This window comes from Pseudomonas sp. JAI120, assembly GCF_014207255.1.
In the GTDB taxonomy this organism is placed as follows: domain Bacteria; phylum Pseudomonadota; class Gammaproteobacteria; order Pseudomonadales; family Pseudomonadaceae; genus Aquipseudomonas.
This window is the reverse complement of the sequence record NZ_JACHCZ010000007.1, coordinates 162,647-176,128: the sequence shown is the minus strand read 5'-3', so window position 1 is coordinate 176,128 and position 13,482 is coordinate 162,647. Positions and strand designations below refer to the sequence as shown.

Sequence of the window (13,482 nt, the reverse complement as noted above, 5' to 3'; positions counted from 1 at the left end):
TTTACCGACGCCGCTGCTGCCAGGCAGCGGCCAACCCGCTCATGCAGATCACCCCGATGCCGACCACCGTGGTCACATCGGGGGTATGGCTGAACACCAGCCAGCCCAACAACCCCGCGAAGACGATCTGGCAATAGCCGAACGGCGCCAGCAAGGCCGGTGCCGCGAAGCGGAACGCCTGGGTCAGCATCAAGTGTGCGGTCATCCCACAGGTGCCCAGCGCCAGCATCAACACGCCATGCCACAGCGTGGGAACCTGCCAGAAGAACGGCACCATCGCACTCATCACCAAGGTATTGCACAGCCCGGCGAAGAAGTTGCTGGTGGTGGGCGTGTCGTATTGGCTGAGGATGCGCGTGAGCAGTTGGTAGAAGCAGAAGAACAGCGCCGAGCACAGCGGCAGTAACACCGCAGGCGTAAACAACTCACCGCCTGGGTGAATGATCACCAGCACGCCGACAAAGCCGCAGATCACCGCCAGCCATTGGCCGCGTGTCACGTGCTCGCCAAGCAGCGGCACCGACAGTGCCGTCACCAGGATCGGGGCGAGGAAGTTCACCGCCGTGGCTTCCGCCAACGGGATGTAATGCAACGCCGTGGTGAAAAACAGGCTGGTGCCCAACAGGCACAAGGCCCGCACCACCTGCATTCCCGGGCGTTTACTGCGCAGCACGCGTAGCCCCGATTGCGGCAGGAAAATCCCGGCCATCAGCAAGGTGTGCACCACGTAGCGCACCCACACCACCATCACGATCGGGTAGAACCCGGCCAGGTATTTGGACAAGGCATCGTGGCTGGAGAACAGGAATGTCGCCAACACAATCAGCAAAATGCCTTTGAAGGGATGGTTGACGCCGGAAAGGGGGGTGCTGACAGTCATGGAATTCTCTTGCGTGGCGAGCGAAACGCTGAGCACTGAACGAAGTAGCGCTCAACCCGGTAATCTAGCAGCCGGGCTGGAGTCTGCCCCAAGAGCATAACCAAACACCGGGCGAACAGCGCACTAAATCACCGCATTCGAGTCCAACGCAGCACCTTAGCCCCCGCATTGCATACTTTTTAACCAAGGCCTCGCCGCTATGAAAAAAATCCTCTTTGTTCTTTCTGCCCTTGCCCTGCTGACCGCCTGCGACCAGGAGGCCAAGCAAGCGCCCAAACCCGCACCGCCTTCCGTGCAGGCCACCCTGGTACCCGAAACCCCGCCCACCGATAAATGGGTCGGCAAATGGATCGGTGTCGAAGGCCTGCACCTGACCATCGCCAAGGACGACAGCATCGGCCGTGGTCACTACATCCTCACCATGCAATACGGCCTCGACGCCGACGACTCGGGCACTTTCAAGGGTGAAGCGGCCGAAGACGGCATCGCCTTCACCCGCCCGGACGGCCCGCAATTGCTGCGCGCCGGCGATGGCGAAGCGACCGGGCTGAAATGGCTGGCGGATAAAAAAGACTGCCTGATCGTCGCCACCGGCGAAGGCTATTGCCGTTAATACCGACCATACTCAATCACGGTTAGCACACAGAGGATTGCCCCATGCTATGGAAAAAAGGCCGACGCAGCGACAACGTGGTGGATGCCCGCGATGACAGTGGCGGCGGCGGTGGCGGGATGCGTTTTGGTGGCGGCAAGGGCCTGAGCCTGACCGCAATTGTGCTGATCGTCGGCATCGGCTGGCTGACCGGCCAGGACCCGTTGCAGATCCTCGGCCAGTTGACCGGCCAGATGGAGCAGGCGCCCTCGGTGAGCACGCAGTCGCGCCAGGCGCCGCCGGCCAACGATGAGCAAGCCGACTTCGTACGGGCGGTGCTGGGCGATACCGAAGACACCTGGGGCCAGGTGTTCCAGGAAAACGGCCTAGCCTACAAGAACCCCAAACTGATTCTGTTCCGTGGCCGGGTCAATTCCGCCTGTGGTGGCGCCACCTCCGCCAGCGGCCCGTTCTATTGCCCGGCGGATCAGCAGGTTTATCTGGACCTGGATTTCTTCCGGGAAATGTCGCAACGCTTCCAGGCGGCTGGCGATTTCGCCCAGGCCTACGTGATCGCCCACGAAGTCGGGCACCACGTCCAAACATTGCTGGGCATTTCGTCGAAGATCCAGGCCGCACGCCAGCAAGGCCGGCAGATGCAAGGCGACGGTGGCCTGCTGGTGCGCCAGGAGCTGCAAGCCGACTGCTTCGCCGGTGTGTGGGCCAACCGTGCGCAAAAGCGCCTGAACTGGCTGGAGCCTGGCGATATTGAAGAAGCGCTGAATGCGGCCAACGCCATCGGCGATGACCGCTTGCAGCAACAGGGCCAGGGGCGCGTGGTGCCGGACTCGTTTACCCACGGCACCTCGGCACAGCGGGTGCGCTGGTTCAAGACCGGCTTCGCCCAGGGCCAGATCACTCAATGCGACACGTTCGCTGCCAAGAGCCTATAAATGAATCAACGATTGGGACTGCTGTTGGGCCTGTTGCTCATCTCATCATCCGCCTGGGCCGCCGAGCATGGCGTCAAGGTGGTCAGTCCCGATCGTTTTCACCTCGACGCTGGTGACCTCAGCCTCGGCGTGAGCCAGGACTGGCGCCAGCCACTGCCCAACGTCACCCGCGCCTTGATCATCGTGCACGGGCGCCTGCGTAATGCGCAGACCTATCTGAAAAGCGGAATCGATGCCGCCGAACACGCCGGGGTTGCCGCCACCACCCTGGTGATCGCGCCGCAGTTTCTGAACGGGTCCGACATGCAGCGCAACCATCTGGACAGCCAAGTGCTGCGCTGGAAGGGCAATGACTGGATGGCCGGCGAAACCTCGACCGGCCCGGGCCAGATCAGCTCTTTCGGCGCCCTCGACCAGCTCATCAAGCACCTGGGCAACCGCACGCTGTTCCCGGAGCTCAAGGAAATCGTGGTCGCCGGTCACTCCGGCGGTGGCCAGGTGGTGCAGCGCTTCGCCCTCACCGGCCACGCCCACCCTACCCTGCAAACCGAGGGCATCCGCCTGCGTTATGTGGTGGCCAACCCCTCGTCCTATGCCTACTTCAGCCCACAGCGGCCGGTAAGGTTCGAGACCGCCAGCTGCCCAGGCTTCAACGACTGGAAGTACGGCATGCAGCACCTACCGGCCTACGCCAAGGGCCAAAACGCCGAGCAGCTGGAGCAAGCCTACGTATCACGCCCCATCACTTACCTGCTGGGCCAACAGGACACCGACCCGAACCACCCGGCACTGGATAAAAGCTGCGAAGCCGAGACCCAGGGCGCGTATCGGCTGATTCGCGGGCACAACTACTTTGACTACCTCAAGCAGCGCCATCCGCAGTTGAGCCAGACGCTGGTGGAAGTGCCGGGGGTGGGGCATGACGGGGATGGGATGTTTACTTCGCCCGAAGGGCAGAAGGTACTGTTCACTCAGTAATACCTGAAGAAACAGTCTCAACATGTGGGAGGGGGCAAGCTTCCTCCCACATTTGATCTCTATTGCTTGGGTTAGATCATCCGGCGCAATGCAGCACAATCTGCAGCATGCCAATCCGCCAGCTCCGGCCACGGGTTCTCCGGCAGGTTGACCAACACCGTCCTGGCCCCCGCCGCCCGGCCGCAGTCCAGGTCAAAACGGTAATCGCCGACCATCACCATCTCGCTCGGCGATACATCCCACGCCGCCGCCAATTTCAACAACCCACCCGGATCGGGCTTGGGCGGCGCATCGTCGCGACCCAGCACATCGTCCACGGCAAAGCAGTCCGCCAGGCCAATCGCCTCCAGGGTGATATGCGCCAACTCCCGCGCGTTGCGGGTCAGGATACCCAGGCGATAACCGCGCCCGGCCAGCTCGCGCACCAGCTCCACCGCACCGTCCGCCGCGACCGAACCCAGCGCCAGCTCGCGCTCATGTTCGAGCAGCCAGGCGTGCTTGGCCGCTGCGATGTCCGCCGGCAAGGCGGCGAGGTGGGTGAGGATGTCGTCCTCGGGGGGAATGTCCAGGGCCACGCGAATCGCCGCAAAGTCATGCACCGCTACCGTCAGGGTGCCGTCCATGTCGAACACCCAGTGCCTAACGTCCGTCAGGCTCATGCCCAATCCTTGCGATGGCGGATCAAGCCTTCCTGGGTCACCGACGCCACCAGTTGCCCGGCGCGGTTGTACACGCTACCGCGGGAGAACCCACGGGAATTGCCGGCCCATGGGCTGTCCATGGCATACAGCAACCAGTCATCGGCACGCAGGTCGGCGTGGAACCACAGCGCGTGGTCGAGGCTGGCGACCTGCATGTCTTTCTGCCACACGGTCTTGCCGTGGGGTAGCAACGAGGTGGTCAGCAGGCCGAAGTCGGAGGCGTAGGCCAGCAGGTATTTGTGCAGCGCCGGCGTATCCGCCAGGGCACCATCGGCCCGAAACCACACGTATTTGACCGGGTCGGACGGCTGCGGGTTGAACGGGTCTTTTTCGGTGACCGGGCGCACTTCGATCGGCTTGGGGCACAGCAGCTTGTCGCGCATATGCTCGGGGATCAGGTGCGCGCGCTGTTGGGTCAGTTCCAGCTCCGACGGCAGGTTTTCCGGGCCGACCACCACAGGCATGGTGGTCTGGTGCTCGAAGCCGGCCTCGTCGTACTGGAACGAAGCGCTGCAGGTGAAAATCGGGTGGCCCTTCTGGATCGCCGTCACGCGGCGCGTGCTGAAACTGCCGCCATCGCGTACGCGGTCGACCGAATACACCACCGGCAACTTCGCATCGCCGGGGCGCAGGAAATAACCGTGCAAGGAATGCACGTGCCGCGCTTCTTCGACGGTCTGGCTCGCGGCCGACAGCGACTGGCCGAGCACCTGGCCACCGAACAGTTGGCGAAAACCCAGGTCCTGGCTGCGGCCGCGAAAGAGGTTTTCCTCGATCGGCTCCAGGGTCAGCAAGTCCACCAGATCTTCCAATACTTGGCTCATAGAGCAACTCCTACAACAATCGATAGGGCATTCCGGGCTGCTTATCCGTGCAGCGTGTCCAACCATTGGGCGCGGGTGATGCGGTACAAAACGTGGGGGCGCAGCGGGTCATCGGCTGCGACCTTGGGGTGTTCAAAATCTGCCTGGGGATCGTAATGCATACCGATGGCCTGCATGACTTTTTGTGATGGCAGATTGGCTTGAGTGGTGAAGGCGACAATTTCGTCCAACTGCAAACGGTCGAAACCACAGCGCAGCGCGGTCCAGGCCGCCTCACTGGCATAACCCAGGCCCCAATGCTCACGGGCCAGGCGCCAGCCGATTTCCACCGCCGGGGTAAAGCCCGCTTCGAAGCTGACGTTCTGCAACCCGGTCAGGCCGATAAACTCACCGGTGTCCTTGCGTTGCAAGGCCCACAGGCCAAAGCCATATTCGGCGAAGTGGCCGCGAATCCGGCCGATCAAGGCGGCACTTTCCAGGTGGCTCAATTTGGCCGGGAAATAGCGCATCACCTGCGGGTCGGCGCACATGCGCGCAAATTCCGTCAAGTCGGCATCGCGCCACTGGCGCATAACCAGGCGCGCGCTTTCCAGTTGCAATATCGCCTCCATGGGTCCCCTCCCCTTGCCATGTGCGTGAGTGTACAGCGCTGTTAAGATCCTTCGCAGATCCCCGTCAGAAAATCCCATGCCTTTGCCATTGATCTACCACGATGACTACAGCCCTGAGTTCCCGGCAGACCACCGGTTCCCCATGGACAAGTTCCGCCTGCTGCGTGACCACCTGGTAGCCAGCGGCCTGACCGAAGACAGCCAATTGCTGCGCCCGCCGTTGTGCCCGCCGGAGATTCTGGCCCTCGCCCATGAACCTGGGTATATCGAACGCTACATGAGCGGCGAGTTGTCCCGTGAAGACCAACGGCGCCTTGGCCTGCCCTGGAGCGAAGCCCTGGCCCGGCGTACCGTGCGTGCGGTCGGTGGCTCGATCCTGGCGGCGGAGCAAGCCCTGGAACACGGCCTGGCCTGCCACCTCGCGGGCGGCACCCACCACGCCCACTACGACTACCCAGCGGGCTTTTGCATCTTCAATGACCTGGCAGTGATCAGCCGTTACCTGCTGGATAGCGGCCGGGTCAACCGCGTGCTGATCTTCGACTGCGACGTGCACCAGGGCGATGGCACCGCGCGCATCCTCCACGACACGCCGGATGCAATCACCGTGTCCCTGCACTGCGAAAAGAACTTCCCCGCCCGCAAGGCCCAGAGCGATTGGGACATCCCGCTGCCCATGGGCATGGGCGATGCCGAGTACCTCCAGGTGGTGGACGATGCCCTCAACTACCTGCTGCCGCTCTACCAGCCGGACCTGGTGCTGTACGACGCCGGCGTCGATGTTCACAAGGATGACGCCCTCGGTTACCTCAAGCTGACAGACGCAGGCGTAGCCGCTCGCGATGAAAGCGTGATGCGCCATTGCCTGGGCCGCGACATTCCGGTGATGGGCGTGATTGGCGGCGGCTACAGCAAGGATCGCCCCGCCCTGGCACGCCGCCACGGCATCCTGCACCACAGCGCCCAGCGGGTGTGGACGTCATCAGGTTGTCATTGAAAGGTGGGCGTTACCCACAATGCCTGTGGAACGGCCTGTGGATAACTTGAGCGTAAGCGTCTGAGAGCCTGTATCCGTAAAGCCTGTAGGAAGCTGTACGTTTTTTGATCAGGCAGCGCCGCGCTCCTCGGGTAGAATGCTCGGCTTATTTTCCGCGATCGTAGCCCTGCCCATGCCCGACATTTCCTCACGACACGTCACCATCATCGGCGGCGGCCCAGCCGGGCTGATGGCCGCCGAAGTCTTGAGCCTGGCCGGGGTGCAGGTTGACTTGTACGACGGCATGCCGTCGGTGGGGCGCAAATTCCTGCTGGCTGGCGTGGGCGGCATGAACATCACCCACTCCGAAGCGTACCCGGCGTTCCTGTCGCGCTACGCCGAGCGCGCACCGAACATCGCACCGTTGCTGCGGGGGTTTGGTGCCGAGGCGTTGTGCGAGTGGATTCATGGCCTGGGTATCCAGACCTTTATCGGCACCTCCGGCCGCGTGTTTCCTACGGATATGAAAGCCGCCCCGCTGCTGCGCGCCTGGCTCAAGCGCCTGCGCGATCAGGGTGTGGTTATCCACACCCGACACCGTTGGTTGGGGTGGAGCGCCGACGGTGATCTACTTATCCACAGCCCTGAAGGCGAGAAAACCGTCCACAGCGATGCGGTACTCCTGGCCCTCGGCGGTGGCAGTTGGTCGCGGCTGGGCTCCGACGGCGCGTGGCTCAAGCTGCTGGAGGATAAAGGCGTGCCTTACGTTGCATTGCAACCCAGCAACTGCGGCTTCGAGGTGTCGGCCTGGAGCGAATTGATGGTCAGCAAATTCGCTGGCGCGCCGCTGAAAAACGTCGCCATCGGCCTGGGGAATGACAAGCCGCGACTCGGCGAATGCGTGATCACCGCCACCGGTATCGAGGGCAGTTTGATCTACGCGCTGTCGGCGCCGATTCGTGAGGCCATCAATCGCGACGGTTCGGCCACGGTGCATATCGACTTGCTGCCCAGCAAACCGTTGGACAAGGTTCAGGTGGCGCTGGCCAAGCCGCGTGGCTCACGCTCGATGAGCAAACATTTGCACAGTCAATTGGGCCTCGATGGGGTCAAGGCGGCGCTGTTGCGCGAGTTGGCGCCCGCCGAACACTTCATCGATCCGGCGAAATTGGCAGTGGATATCAAGGCGCTTCCGTTGACGTTGGTGAAGACACGTCCGATGGATGAAGCCATCAGCACCGCAGGCGGCGTGCCGTTTGAAGCGTTGGATGAGCGCTTGATGCTCAAGCAATTGCCTGGGGTGTTTTGTGCGGGGGAGATGCTGGATTGGGAAGCGCCGACCGGCGGGTATTTGCTGACGGGGTGTTTTGCCAGTGGCAGAGCGGCTGGGCGGGGGATGTTGGAGTGGCTCAACCGCTGAGATCTGCGGTGAATTCAAAGCCGCCATCGGGGGCAAGTCGAATCGTCGCACCGCCCCTCCCACATTTTTGATCTGTGAATACATTCAAACTGTGGGAGGGGCGGTGCGACGATTCGACTTGCCCCCGATGAGGCCCTTAGCAGCACCTCAAAACTTACTTCTTCTTACGCGGCCCAGTATTAAAAACAGGCACCTTACGCACCGGCTTGATCGAAGGCTCCGACGGCGCCACGTCACCACTGTCCACCCACTTACCGAGGTTGCGCTTACCACCGCCACCACCGGACGCCTTGGGCTTCTTCGGTTTTTTCGGCTTCTTCACCACCTGACCGCTGGCATCGGTATCCGGCACGCGGTGCTCCGGCTCGAAGTCCTGTTCCATCTTGCGGGTCAAGGTCTGGCGGGTCAGCATCTCGATGGCCGAGAGCATGTTGACTTCATCGGCGCACACCAGGGAAATCGCCTCACCGGTGTTGCCCGCGCGACCGGTCCGGCCGATGCGGTGGATGTAGTCCTCGGCCACGATCGGCAGGTCGAAGTTGACCACCAGCGGCAGGTCTTCAATGTCCAGGCCGCGGGCAGCGACGTCGGTGGCGACCAGGATCTGCACTTCGCTCGATTTGAAACGGTCCAGCGCACGCTGGCGCGTGGCTTGCGGCTTGTCGCCATGGATGCCATCGGCGTTGATGCCCAGGCCCTGCAACTTATCCACCAGCGCATCCACGCCGTTACGGGTCTTGGCGAACACCAGCACCTGCTTCCAGCGGCCTTTGCGCATCAGGTGCACAAACAGCTCCGCCTTGCGCTTCTTGTCCACCGGCACCACCCATTGCTTGACGGTGTTGGCGGCGACGTTGCGCGGGCTGACTTCGATGGTCAGCGGGTCGTTGAGCATCTGCCCGGCCAGCTGGCGGATGTCATCGGAGAAGGTCGCGGAGAACAGCAGGGTCTGGCGCTTTTTCGGCAGCATGCGGTAGATGTTCGCCAGTTCTTCGGAGAAGCCCAGGTCGAGCATGCGGTCGGCTTCATCCAGCACCAGGGTTTGCAGCTGGTTGAGTTTCAGCGCGTTCTGGCGGAACAGGTCGATCAGGCGGCCCGGCGTAGCGACCAGTATGTCGACACCCTTGCGCAGCTTCATCATCTGCGGGTTGATGCTCACGCCGCCGTACACCGCGTAGGTGGTGAGCGGCAGGTTTTGGGCGTATTCGGCAACGCTGGCGTGAACCTGCTCGGCCAGCTCGCGGGTCGGGCACAAGATCAGCGCGCGCGCCGAGTTGGCGGCCACTTTCGGCCCTTCCATGGTCAGCAGTTGCAGCAAGGGCACGGCAAAACCGGCGGTTTTACCGGTACCGGTCTGAGCCGCGGCCATCAGGTCGCGACCGGCCAGCACCGCCGGAATGGCTTGCGCCTGCACCGGCGTCGGGGTCTGGTAGCCAAGCATCTCAAGGGCGCGCAGCAAGGGTTCGATCAGGCCAAGTGTGGCGAAAGTCATGTGTTTACCGTAGGAAAAATTCAGCGCAAGGGCGTAATGCGCGGCAGTTTACCTTATTTCCGGCTTGGGCTTTCGCCACTGGGGCAGACTGATCAACAGCACGGCGCTGATAATCACCAGCATGGCCAGGGCCTCTTCCAAACCGATGGTCTCGCCGATGAACACAATCCCCAGTAACACTGCAACAGCTGGGTTGACGTAGGCATAGCTGGTCGCGGCCGCCGGGCGTACGTGCTTGAGCAGGTACATATAGGCGTTGAAGGCGATGATAGAGCCGAACACAGCCAGGTATGCCAAAGCCAGCCAGCCTTCCAACGGCGGCACGGCCTTCAGGTGTTCACCGGTGAGCACGCTGGCGATCAACAGCGTCACCCCGGCCACCAGCATTTCTGCAGCACTGGCCATGGCGCCCGGCGGCAACGGCAGGCGCCGACTCCACACCGAACCAAATGCCCACGACGCCGCCGCAAACAGCAATAAGGCCGCGCCCATGGGGCTCGACTGCAATGTGCTGCCCATGTTGAGCATGGCGATACCGATCATGCCCAGAATCACCCCGGCCCATTCCAGCCGGGTATTGCGCGCGCCCCAGAAATAACCACACAGCAAGGTGAACAACGGCACGGTCGCCACCGCCAGCGCCGCCACGCCGGACGACACCCCGGTGTGCTCGGCCACACTCACTGCGCCATTACCGAAGGTCAGCAGCAAAATGCCGATCTTGGCAGCGGCCTTCCACTGCTCCCAGGTCGGCGCCGGCGCCCCGCGCCAACGCAAAAAGCCATACATCGCCGCACCGGCCAGCAAAAAACGAATCCCGCCCAGCATCAGCGGCGGCCAGTATTCAACGCCGATGCGAATCACCAGGTAGGTAGACCCCCAGATGACATACAGCGCAAAAAAGGCGGCGATCAACGGTAAAGGAAAGCGACGTGGGCCAGGCATTGGGCAGCTCTAAGGCAGATATAAGAGAGGCTTATTCTAAAAAGGCAGGTTGTTAAACATAAGTTACAAAACCTGTTTAAACCGCCCATACACTTTTCAAAGCATGGTTATCAGGGCTATAACCCGTGCTTTCGAAAGCCACGCGCAACTGGAGCCTTATATGGACAAATACGACCGCATGCTCCTCAGCGCCCTGCTCGAAGACGGCCGCGCCTCCTACGCGCAACTGGCCCGCACGGTAAACCTCTCCGCCCCCGCCGTGGCCGAACGCGTGGCCAAGCTGGAAGCCAGCGGTGTGATCACCGGGTACCAGGCCAAGGTGGATTTTTCGAAGGTGGGCTTGCCGATTCAGTGCGTGATTGAACTGCGGCTGACCAACCACGGCAGCCAGAAGGTGTATGACGCACTGGCCGAAATCCCGGAACTGACCGAATGCCACCGGGTGACGGGCGATCCGTGCGTGATCATGCAAGCGGCGGTGGGCTCGATGCCGGAGTTGGAGAGTTTGATCAATCGGCTGGCGAAGTTCGGGTTCAGCAAGACCTCGATTATTTTGTCGAGCGCGATAGAGCGGCGGGTGCCGTTGGGGCAGTTGGAAACCAATGGCAAAAATGGTGGCTGATCTACCGCCATCGGGGGCAAGCCCCCTCCCACAGTTTGATTTGTGAATACATTCAAAATGTGGGAGGGGGCTTGCTCCCGATGGCGTCAGTGGCCGCACTGCAAATTCGAGCGTTCAACGATCAAGTCAACTATCTGCTGGATGGTAGTGATGTGATCCCAATCTTCCTGGGTCGCTTGCAAGTTGAATTGCCACTTGATCTGCATGACAAAGCAGGTCAAATCATCATCAATAATCTTGAAGTCATGGATGAAGTCCGTTTGCTCCGTGACCTGGCTTCGGTCGATGAAACCGATGATATCGACGAATAGCTGAATCACCTTTTCGCTGATCTCGGCTCTAGTCGGGCTACCTTCCATTTCTTGCCTCATAGGCGCACTTACCAATACTGATTAGATCAAAGACAGCCAACCCCGCAGCAACGAAAGGAATGCCCCGTCCAATAATGCCAAATACCCGGACGGTGCCAAACGTTGCTTTCGCCATTCTGGCCACCGTGGGTTGCCTGATCAATGTACGAGGGAAAAAGCGCATTCCAATGAGACTCGCCAAGTTCGTCGTTTTGCTGGAGCCAACATGAACCCAAGTGCCCACGGCAATTTTGTTTATAGGTATGCCCGCGGCGCCAGTGAGAACCGTTGCGGCCGTCAAGCCATAGTGTTGCTGTGTACATTTCCAGAGTTCGTCAAACGTGGTGCTCGGCACCGAGGAGTCAGCATGAACGGGCTTGAGTAACTGGTAACTGGCGCCGTGGGTCCAGCCTGGCGAATTAGGTAAAACCATGACTGCTGGGCAACTTGTCATCGTGTTTCCCAAATGAAACGCCATGCTTGAAGTTGAGCCGAAATCGATGCCGTTGCCTTGGAGCTCAAACTGGCTTCGCCTGATTGCTGTGTGAGGATCGCTTTCCTGCATGACGTAGTCCCTGTACGTAAATGACAGCCGGGATCTTAGGTCGCAGCGAAGGGCTATAGACGGGAGAAGGGAAAATCCAGAAAGGTCCGACAGGACAGCAAGGCTAAGCCTACTGACTATTCAGAAAGCAGATAAACGCCCTCAAGATGCCCAGCGAGATGGCGAAGGGGGTGGTGGATCGGGCGTTGGAGTGTGTGCAGCCTCGATGAACGACAGATAACCAATGTGGGAGGGGCGGTGCGACGATTCGACTTGCTCCCGATAGCAGTGGATCAGTCAGCTTATGTGTGGCTGACCCGCCGCAATCGGGAGCAAGCCCCCTCCCACATTTTTTTGAACGGCGTTGTTCTATCAGAACCCGCGATGCTTCTTCAGATGCTCATTGATCTTCGCCGCCGGCACCTTCTGCAGGGTGCACAGCAGGTCGTGGGACAGTTCGCGCAAGCCATGGGTACGCCGCAGTTCCTGGGCCAGGTGCGCCGTGAGGTTGGCGGCCATTTCCGCATCCGCCAGCGCTCGGTGAGCCTGGCCGGTGTGGGGCAGTTGGGCGTAGGTGTTGAGGGTGCCGAGCTTGTGGTTGGGCGCAGCCGGCATCAGGCGGCGGGCCAGCAGCAGGGAGCAGGCGAATTTTTGCAGGCGGGTGCGGCGGATCAGGCCGAGTTCGAAATCCCAGAATTTCTGGTCGAACGCGGCGTTGTGCGCCATCAGCGGCGTGGTGCCGACGAATTCATTGACTTCGTTCATCACCCGCTCGGCCGGCGGGGCGCTGCGCAGCATGGCGTTGCTGATGCCGGTGAGTTGCTCGATAAAGCCCGGCACGCGCACGCCTGCGTTCATCAGGCTCTGGTAGCGGTCCACGATCTGGCCGCGTTCGAGGATAACCACCGCGATTTCCGTGGCCCGGCAATGGCTGCTCGGGGTGATGCCGGTGGTTTCAAAGTCGATGACCGCTATACGTTCCAAACCTGTTCCAACTCCGTCTAACCCTTTATTTATTAAGCCGCCGTGCTTATTTGAGCAGCAACGCGCCTTCGATCGGCACGTAGCGGCTGGCGGCACGTATCAGTGAGTTGGCCGTCAGCCCCGGTACGCCGTAGGCCACGGCTTCGACGCCGTGCTTGTGGATGATGCGGTCGAGCAGCATGTCGAAGTCGCCGTCACCCGAGGCCAGCACAATTTCGTCGACGTGGTCGGCGGCGTCCATGATGTCGATGGTGATGCCCACGTCCCAGTCGCCCTTGGCCGAGCCGTCGCTGCGCTGGATATACGGCTTGAGCTTTACCGTGAACCCAAGGTTGCGCAGGATCTGCTGGAACTGCTGCTGCTTGCTGTCACCGCGGTCGATGGCATACGCATAGGCCTCGACGATCTGCCCACGCGAACTGATATCAGCCCACAGGGCGGCATAGTTGAAATGGCAGCCATAGGCCTGGCGGACGGTGTAGTAGAGGTTTTGTACATCGGCGAACACTGCAATTTTCTTCACCGCACTTCCTCATGACAGCCAGGCGCCAGGGCCCGGAAAGGGTGCCAGTATGCCAGCCGCGAGAACGTTTCCGGGAAAAATCAGACC

The 13,482-nt window shown here is 61.3% G+C and carries 16 protein-coding genes; 6 read left to right on the top strand and 10 right to left on the bottom strand.

Going from position 1 to position 13,482, the window contains the following annotated elements:
- Position 1: 1 nt before the first annotated feature.
- Positions 2-880, bottom strand: a complete 879-nt coding sequence (locus tag HDC32_RS28365; protein WP_145336654.1) for a DMT family transporter — start codon at positions 878-880, stop codon at positions 2-4.
- Between the two features lie 199 nt (positions 881-1,079).
- Between HDC32_RS28365 and HDC32_RS28360 the strand changes: the two genes are divergently transcribed.
- From HDC32_RS28360 to HDC32_RS28350, 3 genes are read left to right on the top strand one after another with little or no spacing between them, the layout of a single operon-like run.
- Positions 1,080-1,493 (top strand): membrane lipoprotein lipid attachment site-containing protein, encoded by a 414-nt coding sequence (locus HDC32_RS28360; protein ID WP_184746321.1) that lies wholly within the window; start codon positions 1,080-1,082, stop codon positions 1,491-1,493.
- A gap of 44 nt (positions 1,494-1,537) precedes the next feature.
- Entirely contained in the window at positions 1,538-2,425 is an 888-nt protein-coding gene (locus tag HDC32_RS28355; RefSeq protein WP_131700133.1) for a neutral zinc metallopeptidase, read from the top strand.
- Positions 2,426-3,403: an alpha/beta fold hydrolase gene (locus HDC32_RS28350; protein WP_131700132.1), complete on the top strand. Its 978-nt coding sequence runs from the start codon at positions 2,426-2,428 to the stop codon at positions 3,401-3,403.
- Positions 3,404-3,474: 71 nt separating this feature from the next.
- On the opposite strand, the gene HDC32_RS28345 is transcribed toward HDC32_RS28350, so the two are convergent.
- Genes HDC32_RS28345 through HDC32_RS28335 form a run of 3 tightly spaced genes read right to left on the bottom strand, consistent with a single transcriptional unit; the run spans position 3,475 to position 5,539 of the window.
- Entirely contained in the window at positions 3,475-4,062 is a 588-nt protein-coding gene (locus HDC32_RS28345) for an HAD family hydrolase (RefSeq protein ID WP_184746320.1), read from the bottom strand.
- Positions 4,059-4,928 carry an acyl-CoA thioesterase II gene (gene tesB / locus HDC32_RS28340; protein WP_027605282.1) on the bottom strand — a complete coding sequence of 290 codons (870 nt, stop codon included), beginning with the start codon at positions 4,926-4,928 and terminating at the stop codon, positions 4,059-4,061. Before tesB ends, HDC32_RS28345 begins: the two co-directional genes overlap by 4 nt.
- A gap of 41 nt (positions 4,929-4,969) precedes the next feature.
- The gene (locus HDC32_RS28335; RefSeq protein WP_184746319.1) at positions 4,970-5,539 is read right to left on the bottom strand and encodes a GNAT family N-acetyltransferase; all 570 of its coding nucleotides are present in this window, start codon (positions 5,537-5,539) and stop codon (positions 4,970-4,972) included.
- 76 nt (positions 5,540-5,615) lie between these two features.
- On the opposite strand from HDC32_RS28335, the gene HDC32_RS28330 reads away from it, so the two are divergent.
- Entirely contained in the window at positions 5,616-6,536 is a 921-nt protein-coding gene (locus tag HDC32_RS28330) for a histone deacetylase (protein WP_131700129.1), read from the top strand.
- A 172-nt stretch (positions 6,537-6,708) separates the two neighbouring features.
- Positions 6,709-7,935: a TIGR03862 family flavoprotein gene (locus HDC32_RS28325; protein WP_184746318.1), complete on the top strand. Its 1,227-nt coding sequence runs from the start codon at positions 6,709-6,711 to the stop codon at positions 7,933-7,935.
- 154 nt (positions 7,936-8,089) lie between these two features.
- On the opposite strand, the gene HDC32_RS28320 is transcribed toward HDC32_RS28325, so the two are convergent.
- Both HDC32_RS28320 and yedA read right to left on the bottom strand, forming a co-directional pair.
- Positions 8,090-9,427 (bottom strand): DEAD/DEAH box helicase, encoded by a 1,338-nt coding sequence (locus tag HDC32_RS28320; protein ID WP_184746316.1) that lies wholly within the window; start codon positions 9,425-9,427, stop codon positions 8,090-8,092.
- 48 nt (positions 9,428-9,475) lie between these two features.
- Positions 9,476-10,372, bottom strand: coding sequence for a drug/metabolite exporter YedA (yedA, locus tag HDC32_RS28315; protein ID WP_131700126.1), 897 nt, complete (start codon positions 10,370-10,372; stop codon positions 9,476-9,478).
- Between the two features lie 160 nt (positions 10,373-10,532).
- Here yedA and HDC32_RS28310 point away from each other — a divergent pair, with 160 nt between their 5' ends.
- Complete coding sequence (locus HDC32_RS28310) at positions 10,533-10,994, top strand: Lrp/AsnC family transcriptional regulator (RefSeq protein WP_131700125.1); 462 nt, start codon at positions 10,533-10,535, stop codon at positions 10,992-10,994.
- A gap of 86 nt (positions 10,995-11,080) precedes the next feature.
- Here the strand turns inward: HDC32_RS28310 and HDC32_RS32150 are convergent, their stop codons facing one another.
- The 4 genes from HDC32_RS32150 to HDC32_RS28290 form a co-directional block, all read right to left on the bottom strand.
- Positions 11,081-11,353, bottom strand: a complete 273-nt coding sequence (locus HDC32_RS32150) for an acyl carrier protein (RefSeq protein ID WP_027605275.1) — start codon at positions 11,351-11,353, stop codon at positions 11,081-11,083.
- Positions 11,343-11,909 carry a hypothetical protein gene (locus HDC32_RS28300; RefSeq protein WP_184746314.1) on the bottom strand — a complete coding sequence of 189 codons (567 nt, stop codon included), beginning with the start codon at positions 11,907-11,909 and terminating at the stop codon, positions 11,343-11,345. The genes HDC32_RS32150 and HDC32_RS28300 overlap by 11 nt, the downstream gene beginning before the upstream one ends.
- A 351-nt stretch (positions 11,910-12,260) precedes the next feature.
- Entirely contained in the window at positions 12,261-12,872 is a 612-nt protein-coding gene (locus tag HDC32_RS28295; protein ID WP_115487532.1) for a PolC-type DNA polymerase III, read from the bottom strand.
- A 46-nt stretch (positions 12,873-12,918) separates the two neighbouring features.
- Positions 12,919-13,395 (bottom strand): NYN domain-containing protein, encoded by a 477-nt coding sequence (locus HDC32_RS28290; RefSeq protein ID WP_024077544.1) that lies wholly within the window; start codon positions 13,393-13,395, stop codon positions 12,919-12,921.
- Positions 13,396-13,482 lie beyond the last annotated feature (87 nt).